Source organism: Pseudomonas sp. KK18, from assembly GCF_037094675.1.
Lineage (GTDB): Bacteria > Pseudomonadota > Gammaproteobacteria > Pseudomonadales > Pseudomonadaceae > Aquipseudomonas.
Window position 1 is genome coordinate 2022470 of sequence record NZ_CP146605.1, and the last position, 18838, is coordinate 2041307.

Below are 18838 nucleotides of genomic sequence, written 5' to 3' on the forward strand. Positions count from 1 at the left end.
TGTGGGAGCGGGCTTGCTCGCGAAGGCGGTGGATCAGTCGATATCTCTGTTGACTGACACTCCGCCTTCGCGAGCAAGCCCGCTCCCACATTAGGTTGTACTGTGTTCCAGATAGTTATTGCGCGTCAAACGCCTGCCCATTGATGCCGGTACTGTCCGGCCCCATCAGGTACAGGTACACCGGCATGATTTCCTCCGGTGTCGGGTTATCGGTCGGGTTCTCCCCTGGATACGCCTGGGCCCGCATGCTGGTGCGGGTGGCGCCTGGGTTGATGCTGTTGGCGCGCACCGGTGCGACGTTGTCCAGCTCGTCCGCCAGGGTTTGCATCAGCCCTTCGGTGGCAAACTTCGACACCCCGTAAGCCCCCCAATAAGCCCGGCCCTTGCGGCCCACGCTGCTGGAAGTGAACACCACCGACGCATCCTGGGACAGCTTGAGCAGCGGCAACAGCGTGCTGGTCAGCATGAACATCGCGTTGACGTTCACATGCATCACCCGCATGAAGTTCTCGCCGGACAACTGCTCGATCGGTGTGCGCGGGCCGATGATCGAGGCGTTGTGCAGCAGGCCGTCAAGGTGGCCGAACTCCTTTTCGATCATCGCTGCCAGCTCATCGTATTGATGGGGCAGGGCGGTCTCCAGGTTGAACGGGATCACCACTGGCTGCGGTTGGCCGGCGGCTTCGATTTCGTCGTAGACCTGGGCCAGGTTGGCTTCGGTCTTGCCCAGCAGCAGCACGGTTGCGCCGTGGGCCGCATAGGTTTTGGCCGCCGCTGCGCCAATCCCGCGACCGGCGCCGGTGACCAGGATAACCCGGCCCTTGAGCAGTTCTGGACGTGCGGAGTAATCAAACATAAACAACCTCGACAAAGTTCACAGAAAATCCATGTGATTGATTGCGGCTAAGGCTGGCCAAGGCTTCTGTGGCGAGGGAGCTTGCTCCCGTTGGGTTGCGAGGCAGCCCCAGCTTTCGCGACTGCTGCGCAGTCGAACGGGAGCAAGCTCCCTCTCCACAAAATTGCAGCAACCTCAGGCAGTCCCGATCAGCAGCTGCACAGCGCGCTGTCCAGCACTTTGCGCAATTCCAGCGGGTGATCCACCACCACATCGGCACCCCAGTTGCGCGGGTTGTCGTCCGGGTGGATATAGCCGTAGGTGACCGCCGCAGTACGAGTGCCGGCGTCGCGGCCCGACTCGATGTCCCGCAGGTCATCCCCCACGAACAGCACGCTGGCCGGGTCCAGGTCGAGCATCTTGCACGCCAGGATCAACGGTTCCGGGTCCGGCTTGCTGTTCTTCACGTGGTCCGGGCAGATCAGCAGCGCCGAGCGCTCGGCCAGGCCCAGCTGCTGCATGATCGGTTCGGCAAAGCGCAGTGGCTTGTTGGTGACCACGCCCCAGATCAGCCTGGATTTCTCGATATCCACCAGCAGCTCCTCCATGCCCTCGAACAGCTTGCTGTGGATCGCGCAGCCCTTGAGGTAACGCTCGAGGAATTCCTGGCGCAGCTCTTCAAAGCCCGGGGACTCGGGGTCCATGGAAAAGGTCACGGCGACCATCGCCCGGGCGCCGCCGGAGATTTCATCGCGGATGTGCTGGTCGTTGATCGGTGCCAGGCCGCGGTCAGCGCGCATGGCCTGGCAGATGGCGATAAAGTCTGGCGCGGTGTCCAGCAGGGTACCGTCCATGTCGAAAAGAACCGCTCGCAACTTCACAGGCTTACTCCTCGCGCAGGGTCTGGATCATGTAGTTGACGTCAACGTCGCTGGCCAGCTTGTAGTGCTTGGTCAGCGGGTTGTAGGTCAAGCCGATGATGTCCTTGACGGTCAGCCCGGCCTGACGGCTCCAGGCGCCCAGCTCGGAAGGGCGGATGAATTTCTTGAAGTCATGGGTGCCGCGGGGCAGCAGCTTCATGATGTATTCGGCACCGATGATCGCGAACAAGTACGCCTTCGGATTGCGGTTGATGGTGGAGAAGAACACCTGGCCACCGGGCTTGACCATGCGGAAGCAGGCGCGGATCACCGAGGACGGGTCCGGCACGTGCTCGAGCATTTCCAGGCAAGTGACCACGTCGAACTGCCCGGGCATCTCTTCGGCCAGCTCTTCGGCGGTGATCTGCCGGTATTCGACGTTCACGCCGGACTCCAGTTGGTGCAACTGGGCCACGGCCAATGGCGCTTCGCCCATGTCGATACCCATCACGGTGGCGCCGCGCTGGGCCATGGATTCACTGAGGATCCCGCCGCCGCAACCCACATCCAGTACCTTCTTGCCGGCCAGGTTGACGCGCTCGTCAATCCAGTTGACCCGCAGCGGGTTGATGTCGTGCAGGGGTTTGAACTCGCTTTCGCGGTCCCACCAGCGATGGGCGAGGGCTTCGAATTTGGCGATTTCAGCGTGGTCGACGTTGCTCATGGGGAATCCTCTAAATCTGATAAAACGTTTTGCCGGCCCTGGCATGCGTTGCCAGGGCGGGTGTTATTCGCTGTGTCCGCTGATGCGCTGGCCCCAGGCGATGGCCGTGGCGCACAACTGTTGTTCATCCAGGCGGGTCAGTTGCCGGTCGTCGAGCAATTGCTTGCCGCCGACCCAAAGGTGTTTCACACAATCGCGTCCGGTGGCATATATAAGCTGTGAGACCGGATCGTAGATCGGTTGTTGCGCCAGGCCCGACAGGTCGAAGGCCACGATGTCAGCGGCCTTGCCGACCTCCAGCGAGCCGATTTGACTTTCCAGGCCCATGGCCCGGGCGCCGTTGAGGGTGGCCATGCGCAGTGCGCGGTGGGCATCCAGGGCGGTGGCCGAGCCGGCGACGGCCTTGGCCAGCAGCGCGGCGGTGCGGGTTTCGCCCAGCAGGTCGAGGTCATTGTTACTGGCCGCGCCGTCGGTGCCTACTGCCACATTGACGCCGGCTTGCCACAGGCGTTCCACCGGGCAGAAGCCGCTGGCCAGTTTCAGGTTGGATTCCGGGCAATGGATCACGCTGGTGTTGCTTTCTACCAGCAAAGTCAGGTCGTCATCGCTGATTTGGGTCATGTGAACGGCCTGGAAGCGCGGCCCCAGCAAACCCAGGCGGCCAAGCCGTGCCAGCGGGCGTTCACCACGCTGTTCAACGGACTGCTGCACTTCGAAGGCGGTTTCATGCACGTGCATGTGGATCGAGGCGTCCAGTTCCTCGGCGATCACCCGGATTTTTTCCAGGTTTTCATCGCAGACGGTGTACGGCGCGTGCGGGCCGAAGGTGATTTTGATCCGTGGGTGATGCTTGAGGTCGCCGAACAGCTCAACGCCCTGGCGAATCGCCTCGTCGGCGTCAGCAGCGCCGGGAATCGGGAAATCCAGGATCGGGATGGCGATTTGCGCACGCATGCCGCTGTTGTGCACCCGTTCGCTGGCGACTTTCGGGAAGAAGTACATGTCCGAGAAACACGTGATGCCGCCCTTGATCTGCTCGGCGATGGCCAGGTCAGTGCCGTCGCGGACGAAGGCTTCGTCGACCCACTTGGCCTCGGCGGGCCAGATGTGGTTTTCCAGCCAGGTCATCAGCGGCAGGTCGTCGGCCAGGCCGCGAAACAGCGTCATGGCCGCGTGGCCGTGGGCGTTGATCAGGCCGGGGCTGAGCAGCATGCCCGGCAGTTCACGCACTTCGCTCGCTGCGAGCTTCAAGGCCGCGGCGCGTGGGCCGATAAACGCAATGCACCCGTCACGAATGCCCAGGGCGTGCTCCTTGAGCACTACGCCGGCAGGCTCGACAGGTACCAGCCAGGTGGGCAGCAGCAATAAGTCGAGCGGGGCGGCAGTCGGTGTCATCGAGGGCAGTTTCCCAGGCATCTATAAAGAACGGCGAAGTATACCCGAGCGTCCTGGCTGGCGGATCGCTATAATCGGCGGCTTTTGTTCATGAGTGCGGGGTGAGGGATGCGCGATCGACTGTTGGCTGCGGAGAAAGTGAAGGCCATCGACTGGCGTGATGGCGCACTGTACCTGCTCGATCAGCGTATTTTGCCGTCTGCAGAAACCTGGGTCGCCTGCACCAGTGCTGCCGAGGTGGCCGAGGCCATTCGCACAATGGTGGTGCGCGGTGCGCCGGCCATTGGCATCAGTGCGGCGTATGGCCTGGTGCTGGCCGCTCGTGCCCACATCGCCGAGGGCGATGACTGGCAGGCCGCCTTGGAAGAGGACTACGCGCTGCTGGCGGATACCCGCCCGACCGCGTCGAATCTTTTCTGGGCCATGAAGCGCATGCGCGATTGCCTCGATCGCCTCAAGAAACACGCCGATCCGTTGAAGGTGCTGGAGGCCGAGGCGGTGGCGATTCACCAAAGTGATCGTGAAGCCAACCTGACCATGGCGCAGCTGGGTGTAGAGCTGATCCGCAAGCACCAGGGCAATGTCCAGGCGATCCTGACCCATGGCAATGCGGGTGCGCTGGCTACCGGCGGCGTCGGTACCGCGCTCGGGGTGATTCGCGGTGCGTTCCTGGAAGGCATGGTGGAACGGGTCTACGCCAACGAAACCCGGCCCTGGCTGCAAGGCTCGCGGCTGACGGCCTGGGAATTGGCCAATGAAGGCATTCCGGTCACCGTGAATGCCGATTCGGCTGGCGCGCATATTCTCAAGACCAAGGGCGTGACCTGGGTGATCGTCGGTGCCGACTGCATTGCGGCCAACGGTGACGTGGTCAGCAAGATCGGTACCTATCAGTTGGCGGTGTGCGCCATGCATCACGGCGTGCGTTTCATGGTGGTAGCGCCCAGCTCCACCATCGACCTGATGGCGACCAGCGGTGATGACGTGCCGCTTGAAGAGCGCGACGCCCGTGAGTTGCTGGAAGTCGGCGGCACCCGCGTAGCCGCTGATGTAGACGCCTTCAACCCGGTGTTTGACGTGACGCCGGCGGACCTGATTGATGTGATCGTCACTGAAAAAGGCATCGTCGAACGCCCCGACACGGCGAAGTTGGCGCAACTGATGTGTCGTAAACGCCTGCATTGAGGCAATTTGCCCGCAAAAATCCCCTTGGATCCAGCTCTAAGGCCCTCTCGTCGCCGTCAAGCCTGTCATCCGTCAACTTACTATGCTCCATGCGCATCAGGGGGATAGGTGCGTGGCGGCGATTGTGATAACATCCGGCGGTTTCCAGGGTCACCCCAAGGGGTAACCTTTAATGCGCAGATCCGTGTCATAACTCGTTGATTTGTCGTAAGTCGTTGCCAGGCATCATGCCGGCAGCGGCGAGCTTCGTTCGTCCCATAGGATGTGACGAGGTTTCACCCGAAAAAGGAATCAGGCTTCTCATGGGCGAACTGGCCAAAGAAATCCTCCCGGTCAATATCGAAGACGAGCTGAAACAGTCCTACCTCGACTACGCGATGAGCGTAATTGTCGGTCGGGCACTGCCTGATGCGCGCGATGGCTTGAAGCCCGTGCACAGGCGTGTGCTGTTCGCGATGAGCGAGCTGGGTAACGACTGGAACAAGCCGTACAAGAAATCTGCCCGTGTTGTCGGTGACGTGATCGGTAAGTATCACCCTCACGGCGACACTGCGGTGTACGACACCATCGTTCGGATGGCCCAGCCGTTTTCCCTGCGCTACCTGCTGGTAGATGGCCAGGGCAACTTCGGTTCGGTCGACGGCGACAACGCTGCGGCCATGCGATACACCGAAGTGCGCATGACCAAGCTGGCGCACGAGCTGCTGGCTGACCTGCACAAGGAAACCGTGGACTGGGTGCCGAACTACGACGGCACCGAAATGATCCCGGCGGTCATGCCGACCCGTATTCCCAACCTGTTGGTCAACGGCTCCAGCGGTATCGCCGTGGGCATGGCCACCAACATCCCGCCACACAACCTCGGTGAAGTCATCGACGGTTGCCTGGCCCTCATCGACAACCCCGAGCTGACCGTCGATGAGCTGATGCAGTACATCCCGGGTCCGGACTTCCCGACCGCCGCGATCATCAACGGTCGTGCCGGCATCATCGAAGCCTACCGTACCGGTCGCGGCCGCATTTACATGCGTGCCCGCTCGATCATCGAAGACATCGACAAGGTCGGTGGCCGTCAGCAGATCGTCATCACCGAACTCCCTTACCAGTTGAACAAGGCGCGTCTGATCGAGAAGATCGCCGAGCTGGTTAAAGAGAAGAAGCTGGAAGGCATCACCGAGCTGCGCGACGAGTCTGACAAGGACGGTATGCGCGTGGTGATCGAGCTGCGTCGTGGCGAAGTGCCTGAGGTGATCCTCAACAACCTCTACGCCCAGACCCAGCTGCAAAGCGTATTCGGTATCAACGTGGTAGCGCTGATCGACGGCCGCCCGCGCATCCTGAACCTCAAGGATCTGCTGGAAGCCTTCGTGCGTCACCGCCGCGAAGTGGTAACCCGCCGTACCGTATTCGAACTGCGCAAGGCCCGTGAACGCGGCCACATCCTGGAAGGCCAGGCTGTTGCGCTGTCGAACATCGACCCGGTCATCGCCCTGATCAAGGCCTCGCCGACGCCGTCGGAAGCCAAGGAAGCGCTGATCAAGATGCCGTGGGAATCCAGCGCCGTAGTAGCGATGGTGGAACGTGCCGGTGCCGATTCGTGCCGTCCGGAGACTCTGGACCCACAATACGGCCTGCGCGACGGCAAGTATTTCCTGTCCCCGGAACAGGCCCAGGCCATTCTGGAACTGCGTCTGCACCGTCTGACCGGCCTGGAACACGAGAAACTGCTGGCCGAGTACCAGGAGATCCTCAACCAGATCGGCGAGCTGATCCGCATCCTCAACAGCGCCGTGCGCCTGATGGAAGTGATCCGCGAAGAACTGGAAGTGATCCGCGCCGAATACGGCGATGTGCGCCGCACCGAGATTCTCGACGCCCGTCTCGACCTGACCCTGGGTGACATGATCCCGGAAGAGGATCGCGTCGTGACCATTTCCCACGGTGGCTATGCCAAGACCCAGCCTCTGGCGGCGTACCAGGCCCAGCGTCGTGGCGGTAAAGGCAAATCGGCTACCGGCGTCAAGGATGAGGACTACATCGCTCACCTGCTGGTTGCCAACAGCCACACCACGCTGCTGCTGTTCTCCAGCAAGGGCAAGGTGTACTGGCTGAAAACCTACGAAATCCCGGAAGCGTCCCGCGCTGCCCGTGGTCGTCCGCTGGTCAACCTGCTGCCGCTGGACAGTGATGAATACATCACCACCATGCTGCCGGTAGACGAGTACACCGAAGGTCACTTCATCTTCATGGCCACTGCGAAAGGCACCGTGAAGAAGACCCCGCTGGAATCCTTCAGCCGTCAACGCAGCGTGGGCCTGATCGCCCTCGAACTGGACGAAGGCGACGTATTGATCAGCGCGGCCATCACTGACGGCGAGCGTGAAGTCATGCTGTTCTCCGACGGCGGCAAGGTCACGCGCTTCAAGGAGTCCGACGTTCGTGCCATGGGCCGTACCGCCCGCGGTGTGCGCGGCATGCGCCTGCCGGAAGGGCAGAAGCTGATTTCGATGCTGATCCCGGAAGAAGGCAGCGAGATCCTCACGGCATCGGCCCGCGGCTACGGCAAGCGTACGGCCATCAGCGAGTTCCCCGAGTACAAGCGTGGCGGCCAGGGCGTTATCGCCATGGTCAGCAACGATCGCAACGGCCGCCTGGTCGGCGCGGTCCAGGTGCTGGATGGTGAGGAAATCATGCTGATTTCCGACCAGGGCACTCTGGTACGTACCCGGGTTGATGAAGTGTCGAGCCTGGGGCGTAACACCCAGGGCGTGACCTTGATCAAGCTGGCCAGCGACGAAACGTTGGTAGGCCTGGAGCGTGTCCAGGAGCCATCGGAAGTCGAAGGCGAGGAGCTGGAAGGTGAAGAGGGGATTGCACTCGAGGGGCAAGTGATCGGCGATGCCGATGACGGCGTCGACGAGCCAACACTCGACGCTGCCGCAGACGAAGAAGAACCGCAGGAATAAGCGGACACACAGGGGGCGGATGAAGATTCGCCCCCTTGTTGTTTGTCCCGTTTGAAATACGACGCCGCGCCGCTCTTGTAGGAGCCGGCTTGCCGGCGATGGCATCAACTCGATTCAAGTGAAGCGCCGAGTCGTTTGCATCGCTGGCAAGCCAGCTCCTACAGGGTTCCGCGTTGCGGGATGTTGATTGCAGTCCCACCAGATCAGAGAGATTGGATGTGAGCAAGAGAGCCTATAACTTCTGTGCCGGTCCCGCGGCGCTTCCTGAAGCAGTCCTGCAGCGCGCGCAGGGTGAACTCCTCGACTGGCATGGAAAAGGCCTCTCCGTGATGGAAATGAGCCATCGCAGCGATGAGTTCGTGTCCATTGCCACCAAGGCCGAGCAGGATATGCGCGACTTGCTGGACATCCCGTCCGATTACAAAGTGCTGTTCCTGCAGGGTGGTGCGAGCCAGCAGTTCGCCCAGATCCCGCTGAACCTGCTGCCGGAAGACGGCACTGCGGACTATATCGACACCGGTATCTGGGGGCAGAAGGCCATTGAAGAGGCGTCCCGTTACGGTCACGTCAATGTGGCAGGCACGGCCAAGCCCTACGACTACTTCGCCATCCCCGGTCAGAACGAGTGGAAGCTGTCGAAAGACGCGGCCTATGTTCACTACGTGGCGAACGAAACCATCGGCGGCCTGGAGTTCGATTGGGTGCCGGAAGTGGGTGATGTCCCGCTGGTCTGCGACATGTCCTCGGACATCCTCTCGCGCCCGATCGATGTGTCCAAGTACGGCATGATCTACGCCGGTGCACAGAAGAACATCGGCCCGAGCGGCATCCTGGTCAACATTGTCCGTGAAGACCTGTTGGGTCGTGCGCGTTCGCTGTGCCCGACCATGCTCAACTACAAGGTCGCGGCCGATAACGGCTCGATGTACAACACCCCGCCGGCCTTCGCCTGGTACTTGTCGGGCCTGGTGTTCGAATGGCTGAAAGAGCAGGGCGGCGTGGCTGCCATGGGCAAGCTCAACGAAGAGAAGAAACGTACCCTGTACGACTTCATCGACGCCAGCGGCCTGTACAGCAACCCGATCAACCTGACCGACCGTTCGTGGATGAACGTGCCGTTCCGCCTGGCGGATGATCGCCTGGACAAGCCTTTCCTCGCCGGCGCCGACGAGCGCGGCCTGTTGAACCTCAAGGGCCACCGTTCGGTAGGTGGCATGCGCGCCTCCATCTATAACGCTGTCGATATCCACGCCGTCAAAGCGCTGGTGGCTTACATGGCAGAGTTCGAAAAGGAACACGGCTAATGTCTGAGCAAGAACTCAAGGCCCTGCGCGTACGCATTGACAGCCTGGACGAGAAAGTCCTGGAACTGATCAGTGAGCGCGCGCGGTGCGCCCAGGAAGTTGCACGGGTGAAGATGGCTTCCCTGGCTGAAGGCGAAGTGCCGGTGTTCTACCGTCCGGAGCGTGAAGCCCAGGTGCTCAAGCGCGTGATGGAACGCAACAAGGGCCCGTTGGGCAACGAAGAGATGGCGCGGTTGTTCCGTGAAATCATGTCTTCGTGCCTGGCACTGGAGCAGCCGCTGAAAGTGGCTTACCTGGGCCCGGAAGGCACCTTCACTCAAGCCGCGGCCATGAAGCACTTCGGTCACGCGGTGATCAGCAAGCCGATGGCTGCGATCGACGAAGTGTTCCGTGAAGTGGCAGCCGGGGCGGTGAATTTTGGCGTGGTGCCGGTGGAAAACTCCACCGAAGGTGCCGTCAACCACACCCTCGACAGTTTTCTTGAGCACGACATGGTGATCTGCGGCGAAGTCGAGCTGCGTATTCACCACCACTTGCTGGTGGGCGAAAACACCAAGACCGACAGCATCAGCCGCATCTACTCCCACGCCCAGTCCCTGGCCCAGTGCCGCAAGTGGCTGGACGCGCACTACCCGAATGTGGAGCGCGTGGCGGTGTCCAGCAACGCCGAAGCGGCGAAGCGGGTCAAGGGTGAGTGGAACTCGGCGGCGATTGCCGGCGACATGGCTGCCGGCCTGTATGGGCTGACGCGCCTGGCCGAGAAAATCGAGGATCGCCCGGATAACTCCACGCGCTTCCTGATGATCGGCAGCCAGGAAGTGCCGCCGACCGGCGACGACAAGACGTCGATCATCGTCTCCATGAGCAACAAGCCCGGCGCGCTGCATGAGCTGCTGGTGCCGTTCCACGATAACGGGATTGACCTGACGCGAATCGAGACTCGTCCTTCGCGCAGCGGTAAATGGACTTATGTGTTCTTTATCGACTTCGTCGGCCATCACCGCGACCCTCTGGTCAAGGGTGTGCTCGAGAAAATCAGTCAGGAAGCCGTGGCACTCAAGGTGCTGGGCTCCTACCCGAAAGCGGTTTTGTGAGGCTTTAACATGAGTGGCAACTTCCTCGCCCTGGCGCAGCCGGGCGTGCAACAACTGTCGCCTTACGTTCCGGGCAAGCCTGTGGACGAGCTGGCGCGTGAGTTGAATCTGGATCCGTCGAAGATCGTAAAGCTGGCCAGTAACGAAAACCCGATGGGCCCAAGCCCCAAGGTACTGGCCGCGATTCGTGAGGCGCTGGCCGAACTGACCCGTTATCCTGATGGTAACGGCTTTGAACTCAAGTCCCTGCTGGCGAAAAACTGCCGCGTTGATATCAACCAGGTGACCCTGGGTAACGGCTCCAACGATATTCTGGAGCTGGTCGGCCGCGCCTATCTGGCGCCGGGCCTGAACGCGGTATTCAGCGAGCACGCGTTTGCGGTCTATCCGATCGTCACTCAGGCCGTTGGCGCCGAGGCGCGTGTGATTCCTGCGAAAGACTGGGGTCATGACCTGCCAGCCATGCTGGCGGCCATCGATGGCAATACTCGTGTTGTGTTTATCGCCAACCCGAACAACCCGACCGGCACCTGGTTCAGCGCCGAGGTGCTGGATAACTTCCTGCAGGACGTGCCGGAGCATGTACTGGTGGTGCTGGACGAGGCGTACATCGAGTACGCCGAAGGCAGCGACTTGCCGGACGGCCTGGACTTCCTCGCGGCTTATCCGAACCTGCTGGTCTCGCGCACCTTCTCCAAGGCTTATGGCCTGGCGTCGCTGCGGGTCGGTTACGGCTTGTCCACTGCGGTGGTAGCCGATGTGTTGAACCGTGTGCGCCAGCCATTCAACGTCAACAGCCTCGCACTGGCGGCGGCTTGCGCTGCGGTGCAGGACGCCGAGTACCTGGAAGAAGGCCGTCGCCTCAACGAAAGCGGCATGCTGCAATTGCAGGAAGGCTTCCGTGAGCTGGGCCTGGGCTGGATTCCGTCCAAGGGCAACTTCATCTGCGTCGACCTCGGCCAAGTGGCGGCTCCTGTGTTCCAGGGCTTGCTGCGCGAGGGTGTGATCGTGCGTCCGGTGGCCAACTACGGCATGCCGAACCACCTGCGCATCACCATCGGTCTGCCTGCTGAAAACAGCCGCTTCCTCGAAGCGCTGGCCAAGGTTCTGGCTCGTGGTTGATGTCACTGCATTGCAACCTGCTGTACCTATGATCGGTCGCCTGGTGGTGGTCGGTCTGGGATTGATCGGCGGCTCCTTTGCGAAGGGCCTGCGGGAAAGCGGCCTGTGTGGCGAAGTGGTCGGTGTGGACCTGGACCCGCAATCGCGCAAGTTGGCGGTGGAGTTGGGTGTGGTGGACCGTTGCGAGGCTGAGCTCGCTGTAGCCTGCCAGGGCGCGGATGTCATTCAGCTGGCGGTGCCGATCCTGGCCATGGAGAAGTTGCTGGCGCTGTTGGCCGGCATGGATCTGGGCCAGGCAATCCTGACCGATGTCGGCAGTGCCAAGGGCAATGTGGTGCGTGCGGCGCGGCTGGCCTTTGGTGGTATGCCTGCGCGGTTTGTGCCCGGGCATCCGATTGCCGGGTCCGAGCAGAGCGGGGTGGAGGCGTCCAATGCGCAGCTGTTCCGTCGCCATAAAGTGATTCTGACACCACTGGATGAAACCGATCCTGCGGCACTGGCCGTGGTGGATCGGCTCTGGCGCGAGCTGGGGGCGGATGTCGAGCATATGCAGGTCGAGCGCCACGATGAAGTGCTGGCAGCGACCAGCCATCTGCCGCATTTGCTCGCATTTGGCCTGGTGGATTCGTTGGCCAAGCGCAACGAGAACCTCGAGATTTTCCGCTACGCCGCCGGTGGTTTCCGCGACTTTACCCGGATCGCCGGTAGTGATCCGGTGATGTGGCACGACATCTTCCTTGCCAACCGCGATGCGGTGTTGCGCACCCTGGACACGTTCCGCAGCGACCTCGACGCCTTGCGCGACGCGGTCGATGCTGGCGACGGGCACCAGTTGTTGGGCGTGTTCACCCGTGCGCGGGTGGCACGGGAGCATTTCAGCAAGATTCTGGCGCGTCGGGCCTATATGGATGCTGCAGTAAACGCGGATGACCTGGTGTTTCTCGCCAGTCCCGGTGGCCGCTTGAGCGGGCAGATCCGCGTGCCTGGGGATAAGTCGATCTCCCATCGCTCGATCATGCTCGGTTCTCTGGCGGACGGTGTCACTGAAGTCGAAGGTTTTCTGGAGGGTGAGGACGCCCTGGCGACCTTGCAGGCGTTCCGCGACATGGGCGTGGTGATTGAAGGCCCGCACCATGGGCGCGTCACCATCCACGGGGTTGGCCTGCATGGCTTGAAGCCGGCGCCAGGTCCGATCTATCTGGGTAACTCCGGCACCTCCATGCGGTTGTTGTCCGGTTTGCTGGCGGCCCAGCGCTTCGACAGTGTGTTGACGGGGGACGCCTCGCTGTCCAAGCGCCCGATGAATCGCGTGGCCAAGCCATTGCGCGCAATGGGCGCGGTGATCGAGACCGGGCCGGAAGGGCGCCCGCCGCTGACCATTCGTGGCGGCCAGGCACTCAAGGGGCTGACCTACGCATTGCCGATGGCCAGCGCTCAGGTCAAGTCCTGCCTGTTGTTGGCCGGGTTGTATGCCGAGGGTAAAACCTCGATTACCGAACCGGCGCCGACCCGCGACCATACCGAGCGGATGTTGCGCGGTTTTGGGTATCCGGTGGACGTGGCGGGCGCTACGGCTGCGGTCGAGTCGGGCCATGCGTTGACCGCGACCCATATTGAGGTGCCTGGGGATATTTCCTCCTCGGCGTTCTTTCTGGTGGCGGCTTCAATCGCCGAAGGCTCCGAGCTGTTGCTTGAACATGTGGGTATCAATCCGACCCGTACCGGCGTGATCGATATCCTGCGACTGATGGGCGCGGACATCACCCTGGAAAACCAACGGGAAGTGGGTGGTGAGCCGGTCGCTGATTTGCGTGTTCGTGCGGCGCCGTTGAAGGGGATCGAGATTCCTGAAGCCCTGGTCCCGCTGGCTATCGATGAGTTCCCGGTGTTGTTCGTGGCTGCGGCGTGCGCCGAAGGCCGGACGGTATTGCGTGGGGCAGAGGAGCTGCGGGTCAAGGAGTCCGACCGGATCCAGGTCATGGCCGACGGTCTGCTTGCGCTGGGCGTGAAGTGTGAACCGACACCTGATGGGATTATTATCGATGGTGGCGTGATCGGCGGTGGTGAAGTCCGCGCCCATGGCGATCACCGGATTGCCATGGCCTTCAGCGTGGCTTCCCTGCGAGCGGCTGCGCCGATTCGTATCCATGACTGTGCCAACGTGGCTACGTCTTTTCCGAATTTTCTTACACTGTGTGCCCAAGTCGGCATCCGTGTTGCCCAAGAGGCTCAATTGTGAATATCAAAGCACCGGTGATTACCATCGACGGGCCAAGTGGCTCGGGCAAGGGCACGATCGCCGGCATCCTGGCCAAGCGCCTGGGCTGGTGCCTGCTGGATTCCGGGGCGCTATACCGCTTGCTGGCCTTTGCCGCCCGCAACCATGGTGTCGACCTGACCAACGAAGAATCGCTGAAGCTGCTGGCTGCGCATCTTGACGTGCAGTTCGTCGGGGCGACCGAAGGTCATCCCCAGCGCATCATCCTGGAAGGGGACGATGTGACCGACGACCTGCGCAACGAGCAGGTCGGCTCCTGGGCTTCCCAGGTCGCCGCATTGCCGGCGGTGCGCGATGCTTTGCTGCAGCGCCAGCGGGCTTTCCAGGAACCGCCGGGTCTGGTGGCCGATGGCCGCGACATGGGCACGGTGGTCTTCCCCGAGGCGCCGCTGAAGATTTTCCTCACGGCCAGCGCCGAGGAGCGGGCCCGTCGCCGTTACTTGCAGTTGAAGGGCAAAGTCGATGGTGTTAGTCTGTCGAGTCTGCTAGATGAGATCCGTGCACGCGATGAGCGTGATACCCAGCGTGCGGTAGCCCCGCTCAAGCCGGCGGCTGACGCCATACAGCTGGATTCCACGGAGTTGTCCATCGAGCAGGTGCTGGAACGCATCTTGAGTGAGATCGCCATTCGCGATATCGCCGGGTGACCAAGAAGGCCGCAGGGGACCAGTCATAGTCCTGTGGTGCTTCTTTTAATTGAAACTGACCCACACCGTCTGGGGTGTGGAGATGGGCGTATTCTTCGCCCTTATCAACAGGAATTAAAATGAGCGAAAGCTTTGCGGAACTCTTTGAAGAAAGCCTAAAAACCCTGAACCTTCAGGCAGGCTCCATCATCACCGGTGTTATCGTTGATATCGATTACCAAGCTCGCTGGGTAACCGTTCACGCTGGTCTGAAGTCTGAAGCTCTGATCCCGCTGGAACAGTTCTACAACGATGCTGGTGACCTGACTATCAATGTCGGTGACGAAGTTCACGTTGCTCTGGACTCGGTTGAAGACGGTTTCGGTGAAACCAAGCTGTCCCGTGAAAAAGCCAAGCGCGCTGAATGCTGGATTGTTCTCGAAGCAGCCTTCGCAGCTGAAGAAGTGGTCAAGGGCGTTATCAACGGTAAGGTTAAAGGCGGCTTCACTGTCGACGTTAACGGCATCCGTGCGTTCCTGCCAGGTTCTTTGGTCGACGTTCGTCCTGTGCGCGACACCACGCACCTGGAAGGCAAGGAACTCGAATTCAAGGTCATCAAGCTCGACCAGAAGCGCAACAACGTTGTCGTTTCCCGTCGCAGCGTCCTGGAAGCAGAGAACTCCGCCGAGCGTGAAGCTCTGCTGGAATCCCTGCAGGAAGGCCAACAAGTCAAAGGTATCGTCAAAAACCTCACCGATTACGGCGCATTCGTCGATCTGGGTGGCGTCGATGGCCTGCTGCACATTACCGACATGGCTTGGAAGCGTATCAAGCATCCATCGGAAATCGTCAACGTTGGCGACGAGATCGATGTCAAGGTTCTGAAGTACGATCGTGAGCGCAACCGTGTTTCCCTGGGCTTGAAGCAGCTGGGCGAAGATCCATGGGTCGCTATCAAGGCTCGTTACCCAGAAAGCACTCGCGTCACCGCGCGTGTTACCAACCTGACCGACTACGGCTGCTTTGCAGAGCTGGAAGAAGGCGTGGAAGGCCTGGTACACGTTTCCGAAATGGACTGGACCAACAAGAACATCCATCCTTCGAAAGTCGTACAAGTCGGCGACGAAGTGGAAGTTATGGTTCTGGACATCGACGAAGAGCGTCGTCGTATCTCCCTCGGCATCAAGCAGTGCAAATCTAACCCATGGGAAGATTTCTCTGGCCAGTTCAACAAGGGCGATAAAATCTCCGGCACCATCAAGTCGATCACCGATTTCGGTATCTTCATTGGTCTGGACGGCGGCATCGACGGTCTGGTTCACCTGTCCGACATCTCCTGGAACGAAGTTGGCGAAGAAGCTGTTCGTCGTTTCAAGAAGGGCGACGAGCTGGACACCGTTATCCTGTCGGTTGACCCAGAGCGCGAGCGCATCTCCCTGGGTATCAAGCAACTGGAAAGCGATCCGTTCTCCGAGTACGTTCAAGAGAACGACAAAGGCGCAATCGTTAAAGGCATCGTGAAGGAAGTTGACGCTAAAGGCGCCATCATCACTCTGGCCGACGATATCGAAGCGACTCTGAAAGCCTCCGAAATCAGCCGTGACCGCGTTGAAGACGCGCGCAACGTTCTGAAAGAAGGCGAAGAAGTAGAAGCCAAGATCATCAGCGTTGACCGCAAGAGCCGCGTAATCCAGCTCTCCATCAAGTCGAAAGACGATGCTGAAGAGAAAGAAGCCATCCAGAGCCTGCGCGACAAGCCAGCTACCTCTGAGCCTTCTGCTGGTCCTACCACTCTGGGCGACCTGCTGCGTGCACAAATGGAAAAGCAGAACTAAGTTCTGTCAGACCATAGAAAAAGGGCGACTTCGGTCGCCCTTTTTTGTGCCTGGGATTTGGTGTTGTGTGCAGCGTCGCCTTGGCGTTCTGTGGCTGGAGCGCCGTCGTCGCGCTGGCAGCGCGTTCGCGCTTACAGGCTCTATCTGGCAGCGATCGCGCTGGAGTGCCTCCAGTGAGACTGAGCGAGAGCTGGCTGTCGTGGTGCGCAATGCCAACTCTCTTCGAGTTGCACCCCAAGTCTTTGAATATAAGTCAATACATGGGCTGTTCAAATTCCTCCGGTCATGCTAAAACCTTCGAAGCGCTTTTCCTAGCTGCTTGAAAAAGAAGGGAAAAATATGACGAAGTCGGAGTTGATCGAACGAATTGTCACCCATCAAGGGCTGCTCTCATCCAAGGATGTGGAGCTGGCCATCAAGACCATGCTTGAGCAGATGTCCCAATGTCTGGCTACCGGCGATCGGATTGAAATTCGTGGGTTTGGTAGCTTCTCGCTGCACTATCGTGCGCCTCGTGTGGGGCGCAACCCAAAAACCGGGCAGTCCGTCAGCCTTGACGGCAAGTTCGTGCCTCATTTCAAGCCGGGCAAGGAATTGCGCGATCGGGTGAACGAAGACGAAGAAGAAGGCGTCTGAGGGTTTTTGGGTAGGAGAAGTTTATGCGTGGGGTCAAGCGCGTTGTGTCGGTGCTGATTACTTTGCTCGTCATGGTTGGGGTGCTGGCGTTTGTGCTGGAGAATCAACAGAGCGCCGCTTTGTCATTCCTGGGGTGGACCACTCCCCAGGCACCGATTTCCATCTTAATGACATTGGCTTTGCTTGTAGGAATGACCGTTAGTCCATTGGTGGGTTTGGCGTTTAGGTTGAATCGCTCTCCTCGGTCGAAGAGGCTGGCGCCCTGATTGATAGCTCGGTGCGCATGGGGTGCCGCGCAAGCTTTTGTAGCATTTTTCAAGGAGTTTGGCTTTTTCGGAACAGTCCTACAGATTGTCAAGACTTGTAATATGGCAATTAGATGGCAAAATGCTTGCTGTTCTCGAGAATAGGCAATTTTTGTGGCTCATCCCAGCAGCGACGCCGGGGGCGAGCCAGATGTTTATAATTCTAAAAAACCATGAATTGTCTGCATAACGAGCCCGCAGTTTCTCTTTGAAGGCAGGTTTTTGTTGTGAGTAGTAGTTTTAATGCCCCTCCGGTACCACCATCCGATGAAATTGATCTTGTCGCGCTTTTTCAGGCGGTATGGCAGCAAAAGGTCCTCATAGTCATAGTCACCGCGCTTGTTGGCGCGATGGCTGCCGCTTATGCCTTTTTTGCGACTCCTGAATATCAAGTTAGTAGCGTTTTGCGCCCTGCGGCGATCAACGAATTGGATGCGTTGAATCGATCTGAAATTTACGGTCTTCCTCCTGGAGAGGCGCTGATCAGGGTCGGAGCGTCTCTTGAGTCGTATGACACCCGCCTGAGTTTTTTTCGGACTCATCAAAATCTATTTAAGGCATTTGAGCGTCCAGGAAGAACTCTCGAGCAGAGTTTTGAGGAGTTCAATCGTAACTCGATCAATCTGGTTCTGCCTGATCCTAAAAAAGCCGACTCCCTGAGTGCCTATATCAAACTTGAGATGAACTATCCCAAGGGAATTGATGGTGTCTCGATTTTGAACGGGTTTATTCAGTTCGCGATTGATGCCGAGCGTCAGCAGATCGGCGCTGATTTGAACGTAATCGTGAAAAACCGACTGAACGAGATTGAAGGTAAGCTGAAAGCTGCTCGCTCAAGCTATGAGATCGATAAAGAGGCAAAAATTGCCACTCTGACTGAAGCTGATGTGCTTCGGCGTGCCCAGTTGCAGGATGAGCTCAAAGCGCTCAGGGCCCAATTGAAAATCATCCGTGGTGATCGGCTTGTACTGCTGAACGAGGCAATTGGCATCGCCAAGTCGCTGGGTATTAAAAAGCCAGCTACTCCCTCGTCGCTCGGCGATGAAAACCGCGCTGGGACGCCAGGCATGATGCGTACCGAAATCAATAACCAGCAGATCCCCCTATATTTTATGGGCGTAGATGCACTGGAGGCAGAGCGAAATGCCCTGCAACGGCGCACGTCTGATGACTTTACTGAAGGTCGTATCGCGCAAATTGCCAAAGAGCTTCAACTGCTGCGGGCCAATCGTCAGATTGAGGTCTTGAATCGTCGTGAGAATGAAGACCTGTTTCTAATCAATGTGGAGCCCCTGCGTGCAGAGGAGGCTCGGCTACGTAAACTGAATATCGATATGAGTCGGTTGAAACTGGTGACTATTGACAAGCAGGCGCTCGAGCCGCTGAGTCCAATTAAGCCGAAGAAAGCTCTCGTGCTCGCAATGGGGCTGGTTCTGGGTGGGATTCTTGGCGTTCTGATTGCTCTGGCTCGAACACTGCTGGCAAGCAGGAAAAGAATGGCGACACGTCAAGTGCCCGTTCTCGGCTCTGAACTGCTTGGAGAGGGAAAAGCTCAGGCTCAGACGCGAGTGTATTAACTGCGTCCAGTAGGGTTGTGTCGCTCGATTGTGTGCAAACAACCCGATCTCCAATTCTTCTCTCGGTATAGGGACTGCTCCTATAGCGAACCAAAT

At 59.6% G+C, this 18838-nt stretch carries 15 protein-coding genes; 11 read left to right on the plus strand and 4 right to left on the minus strand.

Annotated elements, in window-relative coordinates; genetic code table 11:
- Positions 1–115: 115 nt before the first annotated feature.
- From V6607_RS09065 to V6607_RS09080, 4 genes are all read right to left on the minus strand, one after another.
- On the minus strand, positions 116–856 hold the full coding sequence (locus tag V6607_RS09065) for a YciK family oxidoreductase (protein WP_003218829.1): 741 nt from the start codon (positions 854–856) through the stop codon (positions 116–118).
- A gap of 188 nt (positions 857–1044) precedes the next feature.
- Positions 1045–1716, minus strand: a complete 672-nt coding sequence (gene mupP, locus V6607_RS09070) for an N-acetylmuramic acid 6-phosphate phosphatase MupP (RefSeq protein ID WP_003218827.1) — start codon at positions 1714–1716, stop codon at positions 1045–1047.
- A 4-nt stretch (positions 1717–1720) separates the two neighbouring features.
- Positions 1721–2419 (minus strand): bifunctional 2-polyprenyl-6-hydroxyphenol methylase/3-demethylubiquinol 3-O-methyltransferase UbiG, encoded by a 699-nt coding sequence (ubiG, locus tag V6607_RS09075; protein WP_003218825.1) that lies wholly within the window; start codon positions 2417–2419, stop codon positions 1721–1723.
- A gap of 63 nt (positions 2420–2482) precedes the next feature.
- Entirely contained in the window at positions 2483–3814 is a 1332-nt protein-coding gene (locus V6607_RS09080; RefSeq protein WP_003218823.1) for a TRZ/ATZ family hydrolase, read from the minus strand.
- Positions 3815–3922: 108 nt separating this feature from the next.
- Between V6607_RS09080 and mtnA the strand changes: the two genes are divergently transcribed.
- The 11 genes from mtnA (at position 3923) to V6607_RS09135 (ending at position 18742) form a co-directional block, all read left to right on the plus strand.
- Entirely contained in the window at positions 3923–4999 is a 1077-nt protein-coding gene (gene mtnA, locus V6607_RS09085) for an S-methyl-5-thioribose-1-phosphate isomerase (protein ID WP_134325979.1), read from the plus strand.
- A 302-nt stretch (positions 5000–5301) separates the two neighbouring features.
- Positions 5302–7965, plus strand: coding sequence for a DNA gyrase subunit A (gyrA, locus tag V6607_RS09090; protein ID WP_003218817.1), 2664 nt, complete (start codon positions 5302–5304; stop codon positions 7963–7965).
- Between the two features lie 218 nt (positions 7966–8183).
- Positions 8184–9269: a 3-phosphoserine/phosphohydroxythreonine transaminase gene (serC, locus tag V6607_RS09095; RefSeq protein WP_003218814.1), complete on the plus strand. Its 1086-nt coding sequence runs from the start codon at positions 8184–8186 to the stop codon at positions 9267–9269.
- Positions 9269–10363, plus strand: a complete 1095-nt coding sequence (pheA, locus tag V6607_RS09100) for a prephenate dehydratase (protein WP_003218812.1) — start codon at positions 9269–9271, stop codon at positions 10361–10363. Before serC ends, pheA begins: the two co-directional genes overlap by 1 nt.
- Before the next feature lie 9 nt (positions 10364–10372).
- Positions 10373–11485 (plus strand): histidinol-phosphate transaminase, encoded by a 1113-nt coding sequence (gene hisC / locus V6607_RS09105; RefSeq protein ID WP_003218810.1) that lies wholly within the window; start codon positions 10373–10375, stop codon positions 11483–11485.
- Between the two features lie 28 nt (positions 11486–11513).
- The gene (locus tag V6607_RS09110; protein WP_256662429.1) at positions 11514–13724 is read left to right on the plus strand and encodes a bifunctional prephenate dehydrogenase/3-phosphoshikimate 1-carboxyvinyltransferase; all 2211 of its coding nucleotides are present in this window, start codon (positions 11514–11516) and stop codon (positions 13722–13724) included.
- On the plus strand, positions 13721–14410 hold the full coding sequence (cmk, locus tag V6607_RS09115; RefSeq protein WP_003172653.1) for a (d)CMP kinase: 690 nt from the start codon (positions 13721–13723) through the stop codon (positions 14408–14410). Before V6607_RS09110 ends, cmk begins: the two co-directional genes overlap by 4 nt.
- A gap of 119 nt (positions 14411–14529) precedes the next feature.
- A complete protein-coding gene (gene rpsA / locus V6607_RS09120; RefSeq protein WP_003218806.1) occupies positions 14530–16224 on the plus strand; it encodes a 30S ribosomal protein S1 in 1695 nt (564 codons plus the stop codon).
- Between the two features lie 339 nt (positions 16225–16563).
- The gene (gene ihfB / locus V6607_RS09125; RefSeq protein ID WP_003218804.1) at positions 16564–16860 is read left to right on the plus strand and encodes an integration host factor subunit beta; all 297 of its coding nucleotides are present in this window, start codon (positions 16564–16566) and stop codon (positions 16858–16860) included.
- Positions 16861–16883: 23 nt separating this feature from the next.
- On the plus strand, positions 16884–17126 hold the full coding sequence (locus V6607_RS09130; RefSeq protein ID WP_102606087.1) for a lipopolysaccharide assembly protein LapA domain-containing protein: 243 nt from the start codon (positions 16884–16886) through the stop codon (positions 17124–17126).
- A 266-nt stretch (positions 17127–17392) separates the two neighbouring features.
- Positions 17393–18742 carry a Wzz/FepE/Etk N-terminal domain-containing protein gene (locus V6607_RS09135; protein ID WP_003218800.1) on the plus strand — a complete coding sequence of 450 codons (1350 nt, stop codon included), beginning with the start codon at positions 17393–17395 and terminating at the stop codon, positions 18740–18742.
- The last annotated feature ends 96 nt before the right edge of the window (positions 18743–18838 follow it).